General features: G+C 68.6%; 19 protein-coding genes. 14 read left to right on the top strand and 5 right to left on the bottom strand.

All coding sequences use genetic code 11. The features are described 5' to 3' along the window. Positions 1 to 15: 15 nt before the first annotated feature. The gene (locus ACM26Y_RS23705) at positions 16 to 666 is read left to right on the top strand and encodes a cyclase family protein (protein WP_416062119.1); all 651 of its coding nucleotides are present in this window, start codon (positions 16 to 18) and stop codon (positions 664 to 666) included. On the opposite strand, the gene ACM26Y_RS23700 is transcribed toward ACM26Y_RS23705, so the two are convergent. Then, the gene (locus ACM26Y_RS23700; RefSeq protein WP_040783722.1) at positions 667 to 1425 is read right to left on the bottom strand and encodes a M50 family metallopeptidase; all 759 of its coding nucleotides are present in this window, start codon (positions 1423 to 1425) and stop codon (positions 667 to 669) included. It abuts the gene before it with no gap. A gap of 112 nt (positions 1426 to 1537) precedes the next feature. On the opposite strand from ACM26Y_RS23700, the gene ACM26Y_RS23695 reads away from it, so the two are divergent. The 9 genes from ACM26Y_RS23695 (at position 1538) to ACM26Y_RS23655 (ending at position 10342) form a co-directional block, all read left to right on the top strand. Beyond that, the gene (locus tag ACM26Y_RS23695; RefSeq protein WP_416062118.1) at positions 1538 to 2746 is read left to right on the top strand and encodes an MFS transporter; all 1209 of its coding nucleotides are present in this window, start codon (positions 1538 to 1540) and stop codon (positions 2744 to 2746) included. A 66-nt stretch (positions 2747 to 2812) separates the two neighbouring features. Next, complete coding sequence (fdxA, locus tag ACM26Y_RS23690) at positions 2813 to 3130, top strand: ferredoxin (RefSeq protein ID WP_289382593.1); 318 nt, start codon at positions 2813 to 2815, stop codon at positions 3128 to 3130. Beyond that, positions 3127 to 4377 carry a quinolone resistance protein norA gene (locus ACM26Y_RS23685; RefSeq protein WP_416062117.1) on the top strand — a complete coding sequence of 417 codons (1251 nt, stop codon included), beginning with the start codon at positions 3127 to 3129 and terminating at the stop codon, positions 4375 to 4377. Before fdxA ends, ACM26Y_RS23685 begins: the two co-directional genes overlap by 4 nt. A gap of 105 nt (positions 4378 to 4482) precedes the next feature. Next, positions 4483 to 5667: an ABC transporter substrate-binding protein gene (locus ACM26Y_RS23680; protein ID WP_054372608.1), complete on the top strand. Its 1185-nt coding sequence runs from the start codon at positions 4483 to 4485 to the stop codon at positions 5665 to 5667. Between the two features lie 96 nt (positions 5668 to 5763). Continuing rightward, positions 5764 to 6654, top strand: a complete 891-nt coding sequence (locus ACM26Y_RS23675; protein ID WP_416062116.1) for a branched-chain amino acid ABC transporter permease — start codon at positions 5764 to 5766, stop codon at positions 6652 to 6654. Further along, complete coding sequence (locus tag ACM26Y_RS23670; RefSeq protein ID WP_003938480.1) at positions 6651 to 7637, top strand: branched-chain amino acid ABC transporter permease; 987 nt, start codon at positions 6651 to 6653, stop codon at positions 7635 to 7637. The genes ACM26Y_RS23675 and ACM26Y_RS23670 overlap by 4 nt, the downstream gene beginning before the upstream one ends. After that, the gene (locus ACM26Y_RS23665) at positions 7634 to 8452 is read left to right on the top strand and encodes an ABC transporter ATP-binding protein (protein ID WP_416062115.1); all 819 of its coding nucleotides are present in this window, start codon (positions 7634 to 7636) and stop codon (positions 8450 to 8452) included. Before ACM26Y_RS23670 ends, ACM26Y_RS23665 begins: the two co-directional genes overlap by 4 nt. Beyond that, positions 8436 to 9161, top strand: a complete 726-nt coding sequence (locus ACM26Y_RS23660) for an ABC transporter ATP-binding protein (RefSeq protein ID WP_003938478.1) — start codon at positions 8436 to 8438, stop codon at positions 9159 to 9161. Before ACM26Y_RS23665 ends, ACM26Y_RS23660 begins: the two co-directional genes overlap by 17 nt. A gap of 17 nt (positions 9162 to 9178) precedes the next feature. Continuing rightward, the gene (locus ACM26Y_RS23655; protein ID WP_371382630.1) at positions 9179 to 10342 is read left to right on the top strand and encodes an ABC transporter substrate-binding protein; all 1164 of its coding nucleotides are present in this window, start codon (positions 9179 to 9181) and stop codon (positions 10340 to 10342) included. Positions 10343 to 10466: 124 nt separating this feature from the next. On the opposite strand, the gene ACM26Y_RS23650 is transcribed toward ACM26Y_RS23655, so the two are convergent. From ACM26Y_RS23650 to ACM26Y_RS23635, 4 genes are all read right to left on the bottom strand, one after another. Next, positions 10467 to 11231 carry a crotonase/enoyl-CoA hydratase family protein gene (locus ACM26Y_RS23650; RefSeq protein WP_003938476.1) on the bottom strand — a complete coding sequence of 255 codons (765 nt, stop codon included), beginning with the start codon at positions 11229 to 11231 and terminating at the stop codon, positions 10467 to 10469. Positions 11232 to 11240: 9 nt separating this feature from the next. Then, on the bottom strand, positions 11241 to 12005 hold the full coding sequence (locus ACM26Y_RS23645; protein ID WP_003938475.1) for an SDR family NAD(P)-dependent oxidoreductase: 765 nt from the start codon (positions 12003 to 12005) through the stop codon (positions 11241 to 11243). A 25-nt stretch (positions 12006 to 12030) separates the two neighbouring features. Beyond that, positions 12031 to 13206 carry a thiolase family protein gene (locus tag ACM26Y_RS23640; RefSeq protein ID WP_416062114.1) on the bottom strand — a complete coding sequence of 392 codons (1176 nt, stop codon included), beginning with the start codon at positions 13204 to 13206 and terminating at the stop codon, positions 12031 to 12033. Between the two features lie 90 nt (positions 13207 to 13296). Further along, positions 13297 to 13851: a nuclear transport factor 2 family protein gene (locus ACM26Y_RS23635; RefSeq protein WP_003938473.1), complete on the bottom strand. Its 555-nt coding sequence runs from the start codon at positions 13849 to 13851 to the stop codon at positions 13297 to 13299. Between the two features lie 225 nt (positions 13852 to 14076). On the opposite strand from ACM26Y_RS23635, the gene ACM26Y_RS23630 reads away from it, so the two are divergent. Genes ACM26Y_RS23630 through ACM26Y_RS23615 form a run of 4 tightly spaced genes read left to right on the top strand, consistent with a single transcriptional unit; the run spans position 14077 to position 18782 of the window. Beyond that, the gene (locus ACM26Y_RS23630; protein WP_054374247.1) at positions 14077 to 15240 is read left to right on the top strand and encodes an acyl-CoA dehydrogenase family protein; all 1164 of its coding nucleotides are present in this window, start codon (positions 14077 to 14079) and stop codon (positions 15238 to 15240) included. Positions 15241 to 15284: 44 nt separating this feature from the next. After that, positions 15285 to 16058 carry an SDR family NAD(P)-dependent oxidoreductase gene (locus tag ACM26Y_RS23625; RefSeq protein ID WP_235157548.1) on the top strand — a complete coding sequence of 258 codons (774 nt, stop codon included), beginning with the start codon at positions 15285 to 15287 and terminating at the stop codon, positions 16056 to 16058. 28 nt (positions 16059 to 16086) lie between these two features. Continuing rightward, positions 16087 to 17112, top strand: a complete 1026-nt coding sequence (locus ACM26Y_RS23620; RefSeq protein WP_003938470.1) for an LLM class flavin-dependent oxidoreductase — start codon at positions 16087 to 16089, stop codon at positions 17110 to 17112. Continuing rightward, complete coding sequence (locus ACM26Y_RS23615) at positions 17112 to 18782, top strand: AMP-binding protein (RefSeq protein WP_416062113.1); 1671 nt, start codon at positions 17112 to 17114, stop codon at positions 18780 to 18782. Before ACM26Y_RS23620 ends, ACM26Y_RS23615 begins: the two co-directional genes overlap by 1 nt. Positions 18783 to 18792: the final 10 nt, after the last annotated feature.

Genomic DNA, 18792 nt, shown 5'->3' with positions numbered 1-18792 from the left:
GTCTAGCATCGGCGCATGCGCGTGCGCCGGATCGTCGACCTGAGCCGAACCGTCTCCGGCGACACCCAGGTCTATCCCGGAGACCCCGTCCCGGTGCTGAGCCCGCACGCGACACTCGAGCGCGACGGCTACAACCTGCTACGGATCGAGATGGGGTCGCAGACCGGAACCCACGTCGACGCGCCGCTGCACATGCGCGCCGGGGCCGCACCGATCGACGAGGTTCCCCTCGGCCGCTTCGTCGGCCGGGGAGTCGTCCTGGACGTGCGGGGCCTGCCGCCGCGTACCGCCGTGACGCCGCGGCACCTCGCCGGCGGGCCGGAACCGGGGCCCGGCGACATCGTCCTCGTGCATACCGGCTGGGCCGAGCACTACGGCACCGACACGTATTTCGAGCATCCCTACCTGTCGGAGGATGCGTGCCGGTGGGTGCTCGAACGCGGCGTGCACACCATCGCTCTCGATGCCCCGAGCATCGACTCCGCTCTGGGAGAAGACTTTTCCGCGCATCGGCTCGTCGCCGAGGCCGGCGGCGTCGGGTGCGAGAACCTGTGCAACCTCGAACTCGTCGACTTTCCCGATCCGCTGATCAGTCTTCTCCCGCTGCGGCTGCAGGGCGCGGACGGTGCGCCGGTGCGGGCCGTGGCGCTCGAACTCGAACCGTGATCAGGGCACCTGCGCCGCGACGATCCGTGCGGTGCCGTATGCCGCGGTGCCGAGCGTGACGACCGCGAACGCCACGATCCACACGGCCGTCGGTACGCGGGTGAGCCATCGCAGCTGATCTGCGTCGGAACCCTGCCCGCGGCCGCGCCGATGGGTGCGTGCCAGTTCGAGCACCGGCCGGGTGGCACCGAACAGCAGTACCCAGGTCGTCAGGTACGCGACGGTGTAGCGCACCAGTTCGTCGCCGTAGTACGCGGCGATGCCGATCACCGCGCCGACCGCGAGAACCGAGACGAATCCGAAGAAGTTGCGGATCAACAGGATCAGCAGGGCGAGGGCCGCGAGCACCGACCACAGCACCGCCGCGGGCCGTCCGGTGGTGAGGAGGGTCGCGGCGACGAACCCGAGCGCGGCCGGGCCGGTGTACCCCGCGAACGCGGTCGCGATCATGCCCGGCCCGCGCGGATTGCCGGAGGACACGGTCACACCCGAGGTGTCGCTGTGCAGGCGGATGCCTGCCAGCCGCCGGCCGACGAGCCGGGCGACGAGCGCATGCGAGCCTTCGTGGGCCTGGGTGATCACGTGCCGGGTCACCAGCCACAGCGGGCGCACCGACACCAGCGCCAGCGCGACGGCCGCGGTGAGGACGACGAGCACGGCCGGCGCGGGTTCGCTCACCGAGCTGACAGCATGCCAGCCGGCGCGGACGGCTGAGGTGAAGGACTCGAGCGGTGTGGACGGGTCGGCCTCGGGGTCCACGTACGGCACCTTTCTGTCGGAGTCCGCCATCGTACGGTCCGGCAATTCGCTCCACGGGGGCCGGGAATGTGCCACTCTCTAGGTTAATCATTCATATCAATAGGGAGGCCGCGTGTCGGTCGGGATTCTGGAAAGGCGCCGGGTGGCCCGGCCGTCGTGGATCGCAGCGTCGGTGTTCCTCGTGTTCGCCGCGAGCAACGCCCCGGCTCCGCTGTACGTGGTGTGGCAGCGAGAGATGGGGTTTCCGCCCAGCACGGTCAGCCTCATCTTCGTGAGCTACATCGTCGGATCGGTGGTGGCGCTGGTGTTCGGCGGCCGGGCGTCGGACCGGTTCGGGCGACGGGCCGTGCTGCTGCCGGCGCTCGGCCTCGCGATCGTGGCCTGCCTCGTGTTCGCGACGGCCCGCACGCCGCTCTGGCTCGAGACGGGCCGGTTCTTCATCGGCCTCGCCTCCGGGGCGTTCGGCGCGGCGGGATCGGCGGCGATCGCCGACGCGTTCGGCCCCGGCCGCGGAGGCCGCGCCGCGCTGTACGCCAGTGCGGCACCCGTCGCCGGGTCGGCCGTGGGACCGCTGCTCTCCGGGGTGCTGGCCGACGTGGCACCGGCACCCACCCGCCTGGTCTTCCTCGTATTGATCGTTCCGCTGGCGGCAGCAGTGATACCGCTGACCGCCGTCGGCGGTCGCTCGGCCAGGGTGGGCGGGCGCTGGGTGCAGCTGCCGAGTATCCCGCGGGAGATCGCGGGCACCGTCGTGCTGGCCATGGCCGTGGCCGGCAGCCCCTTCGCGCTGGCAGGGCTGTTCATCTCCCTCGGTCCGGCGCTGATCGCCGACCTGCTCGGCAACGACAGTCGCACCCTGGCCGGGGCGGTGTCGTTCGTCGTCTTCGGTGCCGGTGCCTCGGCCCAGTTCCTCGTCCGGCGGATGAGCATCTACCGGGTCGCGGTGGTGGGACTCTCGGTGTCCGCGCTGGCTGCGGTGCTGATCGCCGTCGCGGTCGGCGCCGCCTCGGTGCCCGTGATCGTCGTGGCGGCGATCGCGGCGGGTCTGGGCCAGAGCCTGGCGCAGCTCGCCGGACTCACCCTCGCGCGCGGGTACGCCCCGGCGGGACGGACCGCCGAGGTGGTGTCGATGGTGTGGCTCGCCGGATACGCCACCGTCGGGTCGGGAATCCTCGGTCTGGGGTTCCTGGCGGACGGAATCGGCTTGCGTCCCGCGACTTACGCCTTCTGTGGGTTCTTCCTGGCGTGCGTGTGCGGAGCGGGGGTCGCGGTGATGCGTCGCCGGCCGGTCGTCGAGGCACTCGAGGCCGACACCCATTGACACCGATCAATCAATGAATATGATTATGACTTAAATCACGCAGTCATCGAATCGGAGGAGTGCGCCGTGACCTACACCGTCACCGAGCCCTGTGTCGACGTCCTCGACAAGGCCTGCATCGAAGAGTGCCCGGTGGACTGCATCTACGAGGGCGGCCGGATGATGTACATCAACCCGGAGGAATGCGTCGACTGCGGCGCGTGCGAACCGGTCTGCCCCGTCGAGGCCATCTTCTTCGAGGACGACGTCCCCGAGGACCGCGCCGACTACACGCAGATCAATGCCGACTTCTTCGTCGAGATCGGCTCTCCGGGCGGCGCTTCCAAGATCGGAAAGACCGATTACGATCCCCCGCTGGTGAAGAGTCTGCCCGTACGGGCATGATCGCGGTCCGGGCGGATCGTCCCGGCCGGGGTTCGGTGCTCCTCGGTGCCGCAGTGGCGGCGGCCTTCACCTTCGCCGTCGTCGGATCCAACATTCCGGGGCCGATCCTCCCGTTGTACGAGGACCATCTGGGCCTGTCCCCGTTCGTGCTGGCCGCCCTCTTCGTGACGTACTTCGTCGCCCTGGTGTCGATGTTCCTGCTCGTGAGCCGGACCTCGCTCGGGCGGTTCGCGTGGGCCGTGCTGCCCGGAGCGCTCGTCGTCGGGCTGCTCGGCGACGTCGCCCTGTGGTCCGGAGCGGACACCGCCTGGCTGCTCTTCGTCGGCCGCGCGCTGACCGGAACGTGCGTCGGGCTCGCCACGGGATCCGCCGCGACGCTGGCCGTCGCGGCGCGTGGTGACGCGGGCCGCACCCTCGCGGCGACCGGCGCGATCGCCGGCTCGTTCCTCGGTCTGATCGCCGCGGCCACCGTCGCCCAGCTGCTTCCGGAACCCACCGTGCTCATCTACCGGCTGCATGCCGTCTCGCTCGTGCTCTCGGGACTGCTGCTCGCCGCCGCCCTGTGGCGCAGCAGGCGCCGGCTCTCCGCGCTCCGGCACGACGAACCCACCCGGCCCCCCGGGCCTCTCCCACCCCGGGCGGACCCCGGGTCGTCCCGGAACGCGCTACCCGCTTACGGATTGGGCGCGGCCGGCTGGACCGTCGGCGGTATCGCCGTCGGCGTGCTGCCGTCGGCGTTGCGGGACGGGATCGGCTCCGAGCTACTGGTGATCGGTGTCCTCGCCGCCATCATCCTGCTCGTCACTGCCTGGCTGGGTCCCTACGTCGCCCGTGCCGTGGGCCGCGCCCCGGGGCCCGGCCTGTGCCTGCTCCTGCTCGCCGGCGGCGGTGTGCTCGTCGCTGCCGGGCTCCTCGCGCACACGTTGTGGCCGGTGCTGGCCGGCAGCTTCCTGTGGGGCATCGGACAGGGATTCGCCTATGCGCAGGGCCTGATCCTGCTCACCGCCGGGATGACGCCGGTGGAGCAGGGCAGGAGCACGTCGCTGTATGCATGCTCGTCGTACGGCTTCGCGGCGGTGATGATCCTGGTGGCCGGCGCCCTGTCGTCCGCGTGGGGCTACTCCTACGGATCCGCCGGTGCGGTAACGATCTTCGTCCTGTTCTGCGTGACCGTCGCGGCAGCAGGGCGGGGGCGGTGGGCACCGGCCGTCGCCGTGCCTCCCGTGGCCGTCCCCACCCGCCGATAATTCCTGCGCATGTTCGGATCGAACTCTGGACTTTTCCCGCACGTGGCTCTACTGTGACGGGCATCACGACTAATGATGCATATCATTCGACCGGAAGGTGCACACATGTCTCGAGTCGACCGGAAAGTCCGGCGCCGCCTGCTCGGCGCTGCGAGCGCGTTCGGCGTCCTCTTCGCGGCCGCCTGCAGTTCCGGGGGGAACAGCACCGTCGCCGACGGTGATCTACCGGCCGAGATCAAGGTCGTCTCCGTGACCGACCAGACCGGCACCACGGCCTACGTCGGGAACAGTCAGCTCAAGGGCATCGAACTCGCCATCGAGGAGATCAACGACCAGAACTACCTGGGGGATTCGAAGATCGTTCTGCAGAAGCGCGATTCGGCGAGCGACACACAGACCGCCGTCAGCCAGGCCACGGAGGCGCTGACCGACAAGAGCGTCAGCGCCCTGCTCGGCCCGGTCCTCAGCGCCCACGCCGTCGCGATCGCCCCGCTCGTGGAACGCGCCGGGCTGCCGACGATCTTCACCCAGTCCGGCAGCGAGGGTGTCGTCATCGGCGACTACACCTACCGCGCGACGGCGCCGATGGAGACCTACTTCGTCAAGGCACTCGAGCGCCTGCAGCAGCAGGGCGCCGAGACCGTCAGCGTGCTCTACAACGCGGGCAACGTCACGCTCGCCGGACTCGGCGAGAAGACGATCCCCGAGGGCCAGGACAAGTACGGCTACCGGATCCTGTCGAGCACCTCCGTCCAGGCCACGACCCAGGACTTCGGTACCACCGCAACGAAGATCGCCGGTGAGAACCCCGACGCCGTGATCGTCCTGCTCGTCGGTGCCGGCAACTCCACCGCCATGTCGCAGCTGCGCCAGGCGGGCTACACCGGCCCCGTCGTCGGCAACCCGGCCGCCGGCGCGGGCAACCTCGCCCCGGCGGGTGCCGCGGGAGCGGGAATGTACTGGGCCACCGACTTCAGCTTCCACCAGAAGAACGAGACGTCCCAGCAGTTCGTCGAGGCGTACCGCGCCAAGTACAACGGGGAGAACCCGCTGAACTACGCGGCCGAGGGCTACGACGCGACCTGGATGCTCGCCCACGCGGCCAAGAACTCGGGCGGTGCGTCCCGCGACGACCTGCAGCGCGGTCTCGAGCAGGTCGTGGCCGAGGGCTTCGACGGCGCGCTCGGGCCGGTGCGCTTCGAAGGCAACGACATGCGCGTCGACGGCGTGCTCGTCGAATGGAACGGCACGGAAGAAGTGCTGCTCGACGGCCAGGAATCGGCGGAATAGTGCGGACCTCACCGCACCCGTGCACCAAGGAGTTCGACGAATGACCGGAACATCGCACAGTCACCGGGGCAACCCGGCCGGAGGAAGGCAGGGGTCATGTCACAGCTGGTGATCGACGCACTCGTGCTCGGCTCCATCTACCTGCTCTTCTGCCTGGGAATGAGCATCTCCTGGGGAACGATCGACATCCTCAACTTCGCCCACGGCGGGATCTTCATGTTCTCCGCGTTCGTGGCCTCCCAGATCGTCTCCCACGTCGGGCTCGGGCTCGTCACCGTCTGCCTGATCTCCGTCGTGGTGGGCGCGGCGCTCTCGGCGGCCATCGACGTCTTCGCGTTCCAGCCCATCCTGCGCCGGGCCAAGAACCAGCGGACGGCCGAACTGCAGATCCTCATCGGCGGTATCGGTATCGGCACCATCCCAGTGGCGATCGTGCAGTTCCGCACGCTGAGCGAGCCGTTCGGTTTCGTCGGCAGCTCCTACGAGACGTCGGTCTACACGATCGGGGGGTTGCGACTGACGAGCACGGGGCTGATCGTGCTCGGTTGCGCCCTGATCCTCACGCTGGCGATCTCCTTCTGGCTCAAGAACACCAGCCACGGTCTCGCCCTGCGGGCCATCGGCGTGGACTCGGAGACCGCCGAACTCATGGGCGTCAAGCGGCGCCAGCTGTCGCTGCTGACCATGGCGGTGTCGGGCGGTCTCGCCGGTCTCGCCGGCGCCCTGCTCACCTACAACCTCGGCGCCATCACGGCCGAGAGCGGTGAAACCCTGCTCATCAAGGCATTCGCCATCATCATCCTCGGTGGTGTGGGCAGTACCGGCGGCGCCGCACTCGGTGCCATGGTGCTCGCGTTCTCCGAGGTCCTGGTGCTCCGCTACACCGGGGGCGGTTGGGTCGACGCCGTCGGCTTCGGCCTCATCCTCGCTGTTCTGCTGCTGCGGCCGCAGGGCATCTTCGGAAGGAAGGAGGTGCGACGGGTATGAGCGACTTCTACTTCTCCAACATCGTCCTCATCCAGAGCACGTTCACGGTCCTGCTGCTCGCCCTGAGCATTCAGATCCAGTTCCGGATGGGAGTGTTCTCCTTCGCCGGCGCCGCGTTCTACGGCATGGGTTCCTACGGAACCGCGATCTTTGTGCTGCACTACGGATTCGACGCGATCTCCGCGACCGCCGCCATCGTCGCGATCTGTGCGGTCACCGGATACCTGCTCTCGCTGATCCTGCAACGTCTCACCGGCCTGTACCTGGCCATGGCCACCGTCGCGTTCGTCATGATCGTCACCGTCGTCGCCCACAACGGCGGTGAACTCACCGGTGGCTCGGTCGGCCTGTTCGGCGTGCTCACCACCCCGGAGATCTCCGTCCCGCACCTGGCCGTCGTCTGCGCGGTCGTCGTCGCAGCGATGATCTTCAGCGAGCGCGGCAGCATGGGCCGGCGCATCGAGGCGGTCCGCGAAGACCCGGAACTCGCCTCGGCCATGGGTGTCAACGTCGCCCGCTACCGCCGGATGTCCTTCGTGATCAGTGGTGTGCTCGGCGCGCTCGGTGGCGCCCTGAACATCCTGATGATGACGGCCATCGCCCCGGAGAACATCGGCTTCCCGTTGATCGTGCTCGCCCTGACGATCATCATCGTCGGTGGCTCCCGGTCCTGGCTCGGCGTGCTCATCGGTGCCCTCATCTTCACCTGGCTGCCGGTGATGCTGGAGCAGGTGGGCACCTACCAGAGCATCGTCTACGGCATCATCGTCGCCATCGCCGCGATCTTCATGCCCGGCGGCATCACCGGCGTCGTCACCGACCTGTACCGTCGCCGCACTGCCCGTCGCGACAGCGCGGCGCTCGAGGACGAGGCCGAAGCGGAACGTCGCGCCGACGCCGCCGACGACGAGGCCGCCGCCGAACTCGGTGCCGAACTCGCGGGCACCGGCGCCCACTCCGCCCCGACAGGAGAATCGCGATGACCACCGAAGCCGTTCCCCACGAGGGCATTCCCGGCCGGCGGATTCCGGATCAGGTGCTGCGCGTCGAGGACCTCGCGGTCCACTTCGGTGGCATCAAGGCGGTCGACGGCATCACCCTCGGTCTCGAGCGCGGTCTGATCTCCGGAATCCTCGGGCCCAACGGCTCGGGTAAGAGCACCCTGCTCGGCGCCGTCACCCGGCTCACGCCCCTGACCCGCGGATCGATGTTCTTCGAGGACCGGGACTTCTCCGGTGTCCGGCCCGAGCAGGTGGCCCGGCTCGGCATCGGACGCACCTTCCAGACCGTCCGCCTCCTCGACGATCTCACCGTGCACGAGAACGTCCAGCTCGGGCACGACCTGATCGCAGGACCGCGACGGTGGTGGCGGCGGGTCGACAGCACCGAGCGCGACGCCGCCGAGGCGGCCGTGCACACCGCGCTCGAACGCACCGGGCTCGACGGCAAGGAGAAGCTGCGTCCGGGTCAGCTCTCGTACGGTCTGCAGCGCCGGGTCGAGATCGCCCGCGCGATCGTGATGTCGCCGAAGCTGCTGCTGCTCGACGAACCCACCGCCGGCATGAATCGCTTCGAACGCGAGGAGATCGGCCGGCTGATGTCCGACCTGCGTGCGGAAGGACTCACCCAGCTGATCGTCGAACACGACGTGCAGATGATGGTGGACGTCTGCGATCACCTGTTCGCCATGAACTCCGGACAGCTCATCGCCTCCGGTGCCCCCGCCGACGTGGTGCGCGATCCGGCGGTGCGCGAGGCCTATCTCGGAAAGCAGGACAACGATGATCGAGATTCGTGATCTGCACGTCGACTACGGCAAGGTCAGTGCGGTACGCGGGGTGTCCGTCACCGCGCGGCCGGGCCGGGTGACGCTCGTCCTCGGTGCCAACGGCGCCGGCAAGACCACCACCCTGCGCACCGTCGCAGGCCTGACCACGCCTACCTCTGGCGACGTCCTCGTCGACGGTGAGTCGATCAAGGGATGGCCCGCCCACCGGATCCTCAAGCGAGGCATCTCGCTGGTGCCCGAGGGCCGCAAGGTGTTCGGCTCGCTCACCGTGCACGAGAACCTCAAGATCGGTGGCCTGGTGGCGTCGAAGAAGGCCCGCGAGGAATCGATGCGGACCGTGTTCGAGATGTTCCCCATTCTGGAGGAGCGGCAGTCCGGACCCGCCGGTCTGCTCAGCGGCGGCGAGCAGCAGATGCTCGCCTTCGGCCGCAGCCTCATGTCGCAGCCCGAGTACATCCTCATGGACGAGCCGTCCATGGGGCTGGCCCCCGCCGTGGTCGACCGGGTCATGGCCAGCGTGCGCACCATCGCCGACCGGGGCATCGGCGTTCTCATGGTCGAGCAGAACGCCGATGCCGGCATGCGGATCGCGGACGACGTCGTCGTCGTCAACCGCGGTGAATCGGTGTACTCCGGGCCGGTCGACGAGGCACGCAACCACTCGTCGGTGGTGCTGGCCTTCCTCGGTGAAGCCGCGCTGACCGGAACCGACAACTGAACCGAGAACGGAAGAGAATGAAGAACAAACGTATTGCCGTCGCTGCGTTCGCCGGTGTCGCCGGCCTCGCCCTGACCACCGCGTGCGGGTCGGGCGGCGGCGGGACCGTCGGGTCCGGCGAGATGCCCGCCGAGATCAAGATCGTCTCGGTGACCGACAAGACCGGTCTGACCGCCTTCGGTGGCCTGCCCCAGTTCCGGGGCATCGAACTCGCCGTCGAACAGGTCAACAGCAGTGGATTCCTCGGCGACTCCACCCTCGTGCTCGAGAGCCGGGACGCCGCCAGCGACACGCAGACCGCCGTGAGCCAGGCGACCGAGGCGACGGCGGACCGGTCGGTCAGCGCGCTGCTCGGTGGCATCTCCAGCGCTCAGGCCATCGCGATCTCCCCGATCGTGGACCGGGCGAAGCTGCCGACCGTCTACACCCAATCCGCCAGCGACGGTGTGCTCGGCGGCGACTACACCTTCCGCGCGACGCCGCCGCAGACCACACACATCGGCACCTCCCTGGCCCACCTCGAGGACCTCGGGGTCGAGCGGGTCAGCGTGCTGTTCAACGCCGCCAACCCGGCGCTGGCGGAGATGGCGGAGAAGAACCTTCCCGAGGGGCAGTCCGAGCACGGGTACGAGATCGTCTCGACCACGTCCGTGCAGAACACCACCCAGGACTTCGCGTCCTCGGCGACGAAGATCGCCGGGGAACGGCCCGACGCGGTGGCGATGCTGCTCACCGGCGCCCAGAACGCCACGGCCATGCGGCAGTTGCGTCAGGCCGGCTACACGGGACCGGTGCTGGGCCAGACCGGCGCCGGCGCGAAGAACCTCGTCCCGGCGGGCGCCGACGGAGCCGGCATGTTCTGGACCGCCAACTTCACCCTCGACCAGCCGGCACCGTCGTCCCAGGAGTTCGTCGCGGCGTACCGGGCGAAGTACAACGAGGACCCGTTGAACTACGCGGCCGAGGGGTACGACGCTGCCTGGCTGCTGGCACGGGCGATCAAGGCGTCCGGCGGCGCGTCCCGCGAGGACATCCAGCGCGGCCTCGAGCAGGTCACCGCGGAAGGGTTCGACGGCGCGCAGGGCGAAATCACCTTCGAGGGCCACGACATGCGTACCCCGGGTGTGCTCGTCGAATGGGACGGCAGCCGTGAGGTGGTCGTGTCGAAGCCGTCGGCCTGACTCTTGTTGTGGCCGAATGTCACATCGCGTCGATCTGATCGACGCGATGTGACATTCGGTCCAACTGCGGGGCACGAACACGAACGGGGCCCGGGGAGAAATCCCCGGGCCCCGTGTCGTTCGGTCAGCGTCCCTGCCAGACCGGTTCGCGCTTCTCCTTGAACGCCAGCGCGCCTTCCTTCGCGTCGGCGGAGGAACGCACCGGCTCGTAGATCTCGCGCATGCGCTCGAACTCCTCGTCGTTGGACCAGTCCCGGGCCTGCGCGATGATCTGCTTGGTGGCGCGCACCGCGAGCGGGCCGTTCTTCGCGATCGCCTTCGCCAGCGCGACGGCCTCGGTCAGCGCCTGCCCCTCCGGGACGAGCCGGTTGAGCAGCTTCGCCTCGTACGCGGTGTGCGCCGTGAAGTACTCGCCGGTGAGGCTCCATTCGACGGCGAGCTGATGGGGAACCTTGCGCGGCAACCGCAGCAGACCGCCACCCCCGGCGAGCAGGCCGCGCTTGACCTCCGGCAGGCCGAAGACGGCGGTCTCCGACGCGACGACGAGGTCGCACGCGAGTACGATCTCGAAACCGCCTGCGACGGCGTGCCCTTCGACCGCCGCGATGATCGGCTTGTCGGAGGACTTCTCGGTGATGCCCGCGAAGCCGCGACCCTCGACGGAGGGGCGTTCGCCGGCGAGGAAGGCCTTCAGGTCCATGCCGGTGCAGAAGGTCTTCCCGGCACCGGTGACGACGCCGGCGACGAGGTCGTCGCGGGCGTCGAGTTCCTCGAGGGCGGCAGCGATCGCGACGGCGGTCTCGGTGTCGATCGCATTGCGCACCTCGGGCCGGTTTATCGTGATGATCTGCACGCCGTCGGACTGTTCGACGTGTACGGGGGTGTCCATGTCTGTCTCCTATCGGGGCTGCATGCGGATCGCGCCGTCGATGCGGATCGTCTCGCCGTTGATCATCGCGTTGTCCACGATCGACAGGGCGAGCTTCGCGTACTCGTCGGGCTGCCCGAGACGGGCGGGGTGCGGGGTCTGGGCGGCGAGACCGTCGCGGATCTCCTGCGAGAATCGGGACAGGATCGGCGTGTCGAAGGTGCCGGGGGCGATGCTGTTGACCCGCACCAGCTTCCGGGCGAGGTCACGGGCGGCGACGAGGGTCATGCCGACGACTCCGGCCTTGGCGGAGGCGTAGGGGATCTGGCCGATCTGGCCCTCCCACGCCGCGACCGACGCGGTGAGGACGACGACGCCGCGTTCGCCGTCGACGGGTTCGTTGTTCACCATCCGGGCGGCCGACAGGCGCAGCACGTTGAACGAGCCGATCAGGTTGATCCGGATCAGGTTCTCGTACATGTCGAGCGAGCCGGGGGTGCCGTCCTTCTCGACGACGCGGACGGTGCCGCCGCGGCCGGCGCAGTGCACGACGGCGCGCAGGGGAGCACGCTCCTCGGCCGCGTCTAGCGCGCGGTTCACTGCGTCGGGATCGGTGACGTCGGCCGGGGCGAACACGGCGAGTTCACCGAGTTCCTTGGCGACGACCTCCCCGTCCGAGGTGGGCAGGTCGAGGATCACCGTCGGCACGCCGAGGCCGACGAAGCGCTTGACGGTGGCCAGGCCGAGGCCGGAGGCCCCGCCGGTGACGACCGCCGATCCGTTGGTCATGTCCATGACTTCTCCTGTCTTCGTGAGGAATTCAGAGCCGTTCCACGATCGTTGCGTTGGCCATGCCGCCGGCCTCGCACATCGTCTGCAGGCCGTAGCGGCCGCCGGTGCGTTCGAGGTGGCCGATCAGCGTGGTCGCCAGCCGGGCCCCGGACGCGCCCAGCGGATGTCCGAGGGCGACGGCGCCGCCCACCGGGTTCAGGACGTCGTCGGACGCGCCGATCTCGCGCTGCCAGGCGAGGGGGACGGACGCGAACGCCTCGTTGACCTCGAAGGCGGCGATGTCTGCGACCGACAGTCCGGCCCGGGCGAGGACCTTCTCGGTGGCGGGAATGGGGCCGGTGAGCATGAGGGTGGGATCGTCACCCACGACCGCGGAGGCCACGATCGCGGCCCGCGGGCGCAGACCGAGGGCGGCGGCTTTCGCCTCGGACATGATCAGCAGAGCGGACGCGCCGTCGGAGATCTGCGAGGAGTTGCCCGCGGTGACCTTCCAATCCAGGTCGGGGAAGCGCTCACGCCAGGTGTCGGTGCCGAAGGCCGCGGGCAGTCCGGCGAGCCGCTCGGCGGTGGTGCCCTCGCGGATGGTCTCGTCGGCGGTGACCACTCCGGTGGGCGTCGTGACGGGGACGATCTCATCGTCGAACCATCCGGCGGCACGCGCATGTGCGGCGCGCTCGTGCGAGCGGGCCGAGTACTCGTCCAGTTCGGCGCGGCTCAGGGCCCACTTCTGCGCGACGAGTTCCGCGGCGATGCCCTGCGGGACGAGATCGGGGAAGCGTTCGCGGACGGCGGGCCCGTGCGGGTCCTTGCCCATGGCCGCCGATCCCATCGGGACCCGGCTCATCGATTCGACGCCGCCGGCGACGACGATGTCGTACGCGCCGGCGACGATGCCCTGGACCGCGAAGTCGATCGCCTGCTGGCCGGAGCCGCATTTGCGTTCCACGGTCACCGACGGCACGTGGGTGGGGAATCCGGCCGCGAGCAGGGCCTGCCGGCCCGGTGTGGCGGACTGTTCGCCGGACTGGTTGACGCAGCCGATGACGACGTCGTCGATCAGGCCGGGGTCGAGGTCGTTGCGGGCGACCAACCCGGCCAGGACCTGGCCGAGCAGATCGCTGGGGTGCACGCCGGCCAGCGCGCCCTGCGCTCTGCCCCGGCCGACGGGGGACCGGACGGCATCGACGATGACGGCGCGGGTCATGGGCTCTCCTCCACTCGCGGGACTAATTCATGATGATGGTTACTATAGACCACGGTCAGGCGCTCGATATGGCGTGCATCACACCGCGGCTCACCGGTAGGTGGACCAGGTGGGCAGGCTTTCGGGGAAGTCGGCGCGCTGGGGGTGGGTGCCGGGCCACTGGATGCGTTCGGTCGTGCACAATCCCGCGTTCATCTTCTCGAACGGCACGGCGTACATGAACCGCAGGCTCCGTCGCCGGAACAGCCATCGGTCCCGGTCGCGGACGTACTCGTCGGAGTACCGGTAGGCGGCCATCACGAGAGTGCCGTCGAGGGCGAGTTCGGCTCTGCCCGTGAGCAATCCGCGAGCAGTGTCGCCCTCGACGCAGATCTGGTCGCTGAGCGGGGAGTGCAGGGTCAGGCTGTACCTGTCCATGGCGGCGACGTAGAACTCGCGGATCTCCTCGTGCCCGTGGGCGACGGAGCCGGCCCGTTCGAACTCGCCGTCCTCGGTGAACAGCGACAGCAGCGTCTCGATGTCGTGATCGTCCACCGCGATGGCGTAGGCGGCGACGAGGTCCTGGATGCGGGCCCGGTCCTCGAGGCGGGTGAGGCGGTGAGCCAGCTCCTCGAGAGTGCCGGGACGCGGATCGACGGTCGTCATGTGACCTCCCTGAATAATGATAACGATTGTGATGTATTACACATCATGACGTACCGGCAGGGAAGGGGGCGGCGCTCCGCGAAGGGGCGCGACGCGAGGAAGCTGTGAGACAACCCGTTGCCTCTTAATCATTATCATGGTTAGTATGTGAGTCATCGAACTGAGTGACCTTGACCACATCTGGCGGGCGCTTTAGGTTAATGATGAACACAGAAAGGTGGGGACATGGCGAAAGCGCACGTCGACGACGAGCTCCGGGACATCCGTGCGGCCGCGGCGACCGTAGCCCGGGAGCGCTACGCACCGAAGGCTGCGCAGTGGGATCTCGAACGCACCGCCTTCCCGCACGACGAGCGCCGCTTCCTCGGTGAGCTGGGGTACCTCGGCATCTCGTTGCCGGAGGAATACGGAGGATCCGGCGCTCCGCTGTCCCACGCCCTGGCGGTGATCGAGGAGTTCGCCAAGGTCTGCCGGCCGGCGGCCTTCCAGATCTTCGAATCCAACACCGGACCGGCTCAGGCCATCGCCCGACTGGGCACGGAACACCAGAAGAAGACGTTCCTGCCGCAGATCGTCGCGGGGGAGAAGACCATGGCGGTCGCCATCTCCGAGCCCGACGCCGGCTCCGCCGCCACCGACATGACGACCAAGGCCGTGCGCACCGACGAGGGTGTCGTGGTCAACGGCATGAAGCGGTGGATCTCCAACGGCAGCGAGGCCGACGTCTACCTCACCTACTGCCGCATGGGCGACGCCCCCGGCGCCAAGGGCATCGGAGCGGTCCTCGTCGAGGCCGACCGGCCCGGCATCAGTTACGGCGCGCGCGAGAAGCTCATGGGCTTCCGGGGGATCCCCTCGGCCGACATCTTCTACGACGACGTGGTCGTCCCGGAGGAGAACATCGTCGCGGAGGCCGGTGGCTTCCGGAAGCTGTTCGGCGCGTTCACCATCGAGCGCCTGGGCAACACGACCATGAGCCTGGCCATCGGGCAGGAGGCGCTCGACCGCACCATCACCTACGTGCAGGAGCGCTACCAGTTCGGCAAGCCGCTCGTAGAGTTCCAGTCCGTCCAGATGACGCTGGCCGACATGGTCCTGCAGGTCGAGGCCGCTCGCCTGCTCCGCGACCGCGCGGTCGCCAACATCACCGACGGCCTGCCCGATCCGCTCGAGGTCTCCCTCGCCAAGTGCACCGCCAACGAAATGGCCAAGCGCGTCACCGACATGGCCATCCAGCTGCACGGCGGCAACGGGTACACCGAGGAGTTCGGAATCGAGCGGCTGCACCGCGATTCGCACGGATGGGCACTGGCCGGCGGCACGCCGACCATGCAGCGCACCCGGATCGTCTCCGAACTGCTGGGCCGCACGTTCGATCAGCGCGCCTGACATTGCACATCAACGAAGAACTTATCGAGAACGAGGTGAACGAAATGCTGGGTCGTTACGAGGGACGTATCGCCGCGATCATCGGTGGCGGTTCGGGCATGGGCCGCGCGATCAGCCATCGCATCGCCCAGGAGGGCGGTCACGTGTACGTCGCCGACCTGTCCGAGGACGGGGCGGTCACCGTCGCCGAGGAGATCCGGGCCGAGGGCGGTCAGGCCACTCCGATGCGGGTGGACGCGACGAACAACGCCGATCTCCGCTCGCTGTTCGGCAAGATCGACGCCGACCACGGAGTCCTGCACGCACTGCACGCCCAGGTCGGCATGCCCGGCCCGGGCGGCCTCGACGTCGACGACGCGCAGTGGGAGAAGAACATCGCGGTCAACGTCAAGAGCGCGTACTACTCCACGACGCTCGGGTTCGAGCTGCTGAAGAAGGCCGAGGGCAAGGGGTCGGTGACGCTCACGTCGTCGACGTCGGCACTCATCGGTTCGCCTTTCAGCCCGATCTACTCGATGACGAAGGGTTCGCTCGTCCCCTTCGGCCGCTCCCTCGCCCTGCTCGGCGCGAAGGACGGCATCCGGGTCAACGTCATCTGCCCCGGGCAGGTCGTCACCCCGATGCTCTCGCAGTTCTTCGGCCGCGAGCCCGGCGCCGATGTCTCGGCTCTGACCAAGGACTTCGTCGCCACCATCCCGCTGGGCCGGGGCGCGCAGCCGGAGGAGATCGCCTCGGTGATCGCCTTCCTCAACAGTGACGATGCCAGCTACATCACCGGCGTGACCATTCCGGTCGACGGCGGACTCACCGCTCAGTAACGACCACTTCGACCGGGAGGACAGGACCATGGTTCAGGTCGGCTTGCTGCTCAGCGACGTTCCGAAGTCGGTGAGCCCCGCACAGCAGTTCAAGGATGTCCTGCGCATCGTCGATGCGGCGCAGGAGAACGGCTTCACATACATCGCGATCGGTCAGCACTTCCTCTACGGGGAACTGCGGTGGCTGCAGCCCGTCCCGCTGCTCGCCCGCCTCGCCGCGCACGTCGAGCCGAACGTCAAGCTCGTCACCCAGATCATGATCGCGCCGCTGTACCACCCGGTGATGCTGGCCGAGGAGATCGCCACGCTCGACGTGGTCACCGAGGGCCGGTTGATCTTCGGTGCCGGGCTCGGCTACCGGCCCGAGGAATTCGACTACCTCGGTATCCCGTTCAAGCAGCGCGCCGGGCGGTTCGACGAGTCGCTGCAGATCATGAAGAAGCTGTGGACGGAAGAAGAGGTCACCTTCCACGGCAAGTACTTCCAGCTCGAGGGTGTGAAGCCGCACCTGTTCCCCGTGCAGGATCCGCACCCGCCGATCTGGATCGGTGCGCACGCGATGGGCGGTGTCCGCCGCGCCGGCAAGTACGGTGACGCCTACGCGACGCCCCCGGAGACCCCGAAAGAGGAAGTGCTCGAACGCTTCCGGGTCGTCCGTGATCTCTTCGCCGAACGCGGCAAGGAATTCGGCCCCCAGCCGCTGCGGCGCAACGTGCTGGTCGCCGACACCCGCGAGCAGGCGATGCAGGAATACGCGCGGGTGGCGCAAGGCCGCTACCTCACCTACGCGAACAAGGGCCTCGACGTCATGAAGGGCACCGACCTCGAGAACGAGTTCGCCAAGGCGGTGTCGAGTCACGCCGTCGTCGGTGATCCCGAGCAGGTCGTCGCGCAGCTGACCGACCTGGTGACCACCATGCCGGTCGATCCGCTGCTGATGCGTCCGCAGTGGCCGACGATGGACGCGGACGAGACCATCGCGGCCATCGCCCGGCTCGGCAAGGAAATCGTTCCGTCGATCACTGCGATCCCCGCGAACCGGGAGTTGTCCTGATGCAGACCTACACCGATCTGAAACCGACCTTCACCGATCCGGAGGAGTGGACACTCAACCACGTGCTGCGCACGTACGCTGCGTCCCAGCCGGATTCGGAGTTCCTCGTCACGCCGGAAGAGAACCGGCGCTTCACCTACGCCGAGATGCTCTCCTCCGCCGAGCGGATCGCGAGCACCTGGTACCGGACCGGTGCGCAGCAGGGCGACCGCGTCGTCATCATGGCGCAGAACTCGTCCCAGCTCGTGCGCTCCTGGTTCGCCACGGCCGTCGGCGCGCTCGTCGAGGTGCCGATCAACACCAACTACGAGGGTGAGTTCCTCCGTCACCAGGTGGTGACCGTCGAGCCACGGTGGGCGGTCGTCGACGACACCTACGCCGAACGCTTCGTGACGATCGCCGAGCACGCGCGCGGCATCGAGAAGTTCTGGGTGATCGACTCGGGCACCGGAAGCCGGGACCGCGCCGTCGAACTGCTGCGCGCCCACGGATGGGACGCCGAAGCGTGGGAGACGCTGGAATCGGGTGCGGTGCAGGAGCTGCCGCAGGCCCGGCCCCAGGATCTCGGGGCGATCTTCTTCACCTCCGGAACCACCGGCCCGTCCAAGGGCGTGGCCATGCCGAACTCGCAGTTGTACTTCTTCGCGCAGGAGGTGGTGTGCTTCACCCGGCTGACCCGGGAGGACACCTACCTCACCACCACCCCGCTGTTCCACGGCAACGCCCAGTTCATGGCGGTCTATCCCGCACTTGTCGCCGGGGCGCGGGCCGTGGTGCGGCCGAAGTTCAGCGCGAGCCGCTGGATCGACCACGTGCGCGACGACGACGTCACCGTCACCAACTTCGTCGGCGTCATGATGGACTTCGCGTGGAAGCAGCCGCCGCGCGAGAACGACCTGGACAACCGCCTGCGCTGCGTCTACGCGGCGCCCACGGCGTCCTCGATCGTCGACGACTTCAAGAAGCGCTACGGCATCGAGGCGTTCGTCGACGCGTTCGGGCTCACGGAGACCTGCGCACCGATCGTCGCGCCCTACGGGGTGCCCCGGCCGGCCGGCGCGGCGGGACTCGCCGCCTCGGAGTGGTTCGACATCCGCCTGGTCGACCCGGAGACGGACCGCGAGGTCGAGGTCGGCCAGGTCGGTGAGCTGCTCGTGCGTCCGGTGCAGCCGTGGACGTGCAGCATGGGGTACTACAACATGCCCGAGAAGACGCTCGAGGCGTGGCGCAACCTGTGGTTCCACACCGGCGACGCCCTCAAGAAGGACGAGGACGGCTGGTTCTACTTCGTCGACCGCTACAAGGACGCGTTGCGCCGTCGCGGCGAGAACATCAGCTCCTACGAGATCGAGCAGGCGGTCCTCGGCCACCCGGCCGTCGTCGAGTGCGCGGTGATCGGTGTCCCCGCCGACGTCGAGGGCGGTGAGGACGAGGTCCTCGCGACGGTGGTGGGCACCGGTGACGTCGGCCCGGAGGAGATCCTGGCCTGGTGCGACGGCCGGATTCCGGCCTTCGCGATCCCGCGCTACCTTCGATTCGTCGGCGAACTGCCGAAGACGCCGTCGGAGAAGGTCCGCAAGGCGGTCCTGCGCGAGGAGGGCATCACCCCCGACACCTACGACCGCACCGCGGTCTCCGACAGCGACCGCACCGCGGTTCCTGCGGTCTGACGGCCGGGAA

This window comes from Rhodococcus indonesiensis (assembly GCF_047782815.1).
In the GTDB taxonomy this organism is placed as follows: domain Bacteria; phylum Actinomycetota; class Actinomycetes; order Mycobacteriales; family Mycobacteriaceae; genus Rhodococcus; species Rhodococcus indonesiensis.
This window is presented reverse-complemented; position numbering and strand designations above follow the sequence as displayed.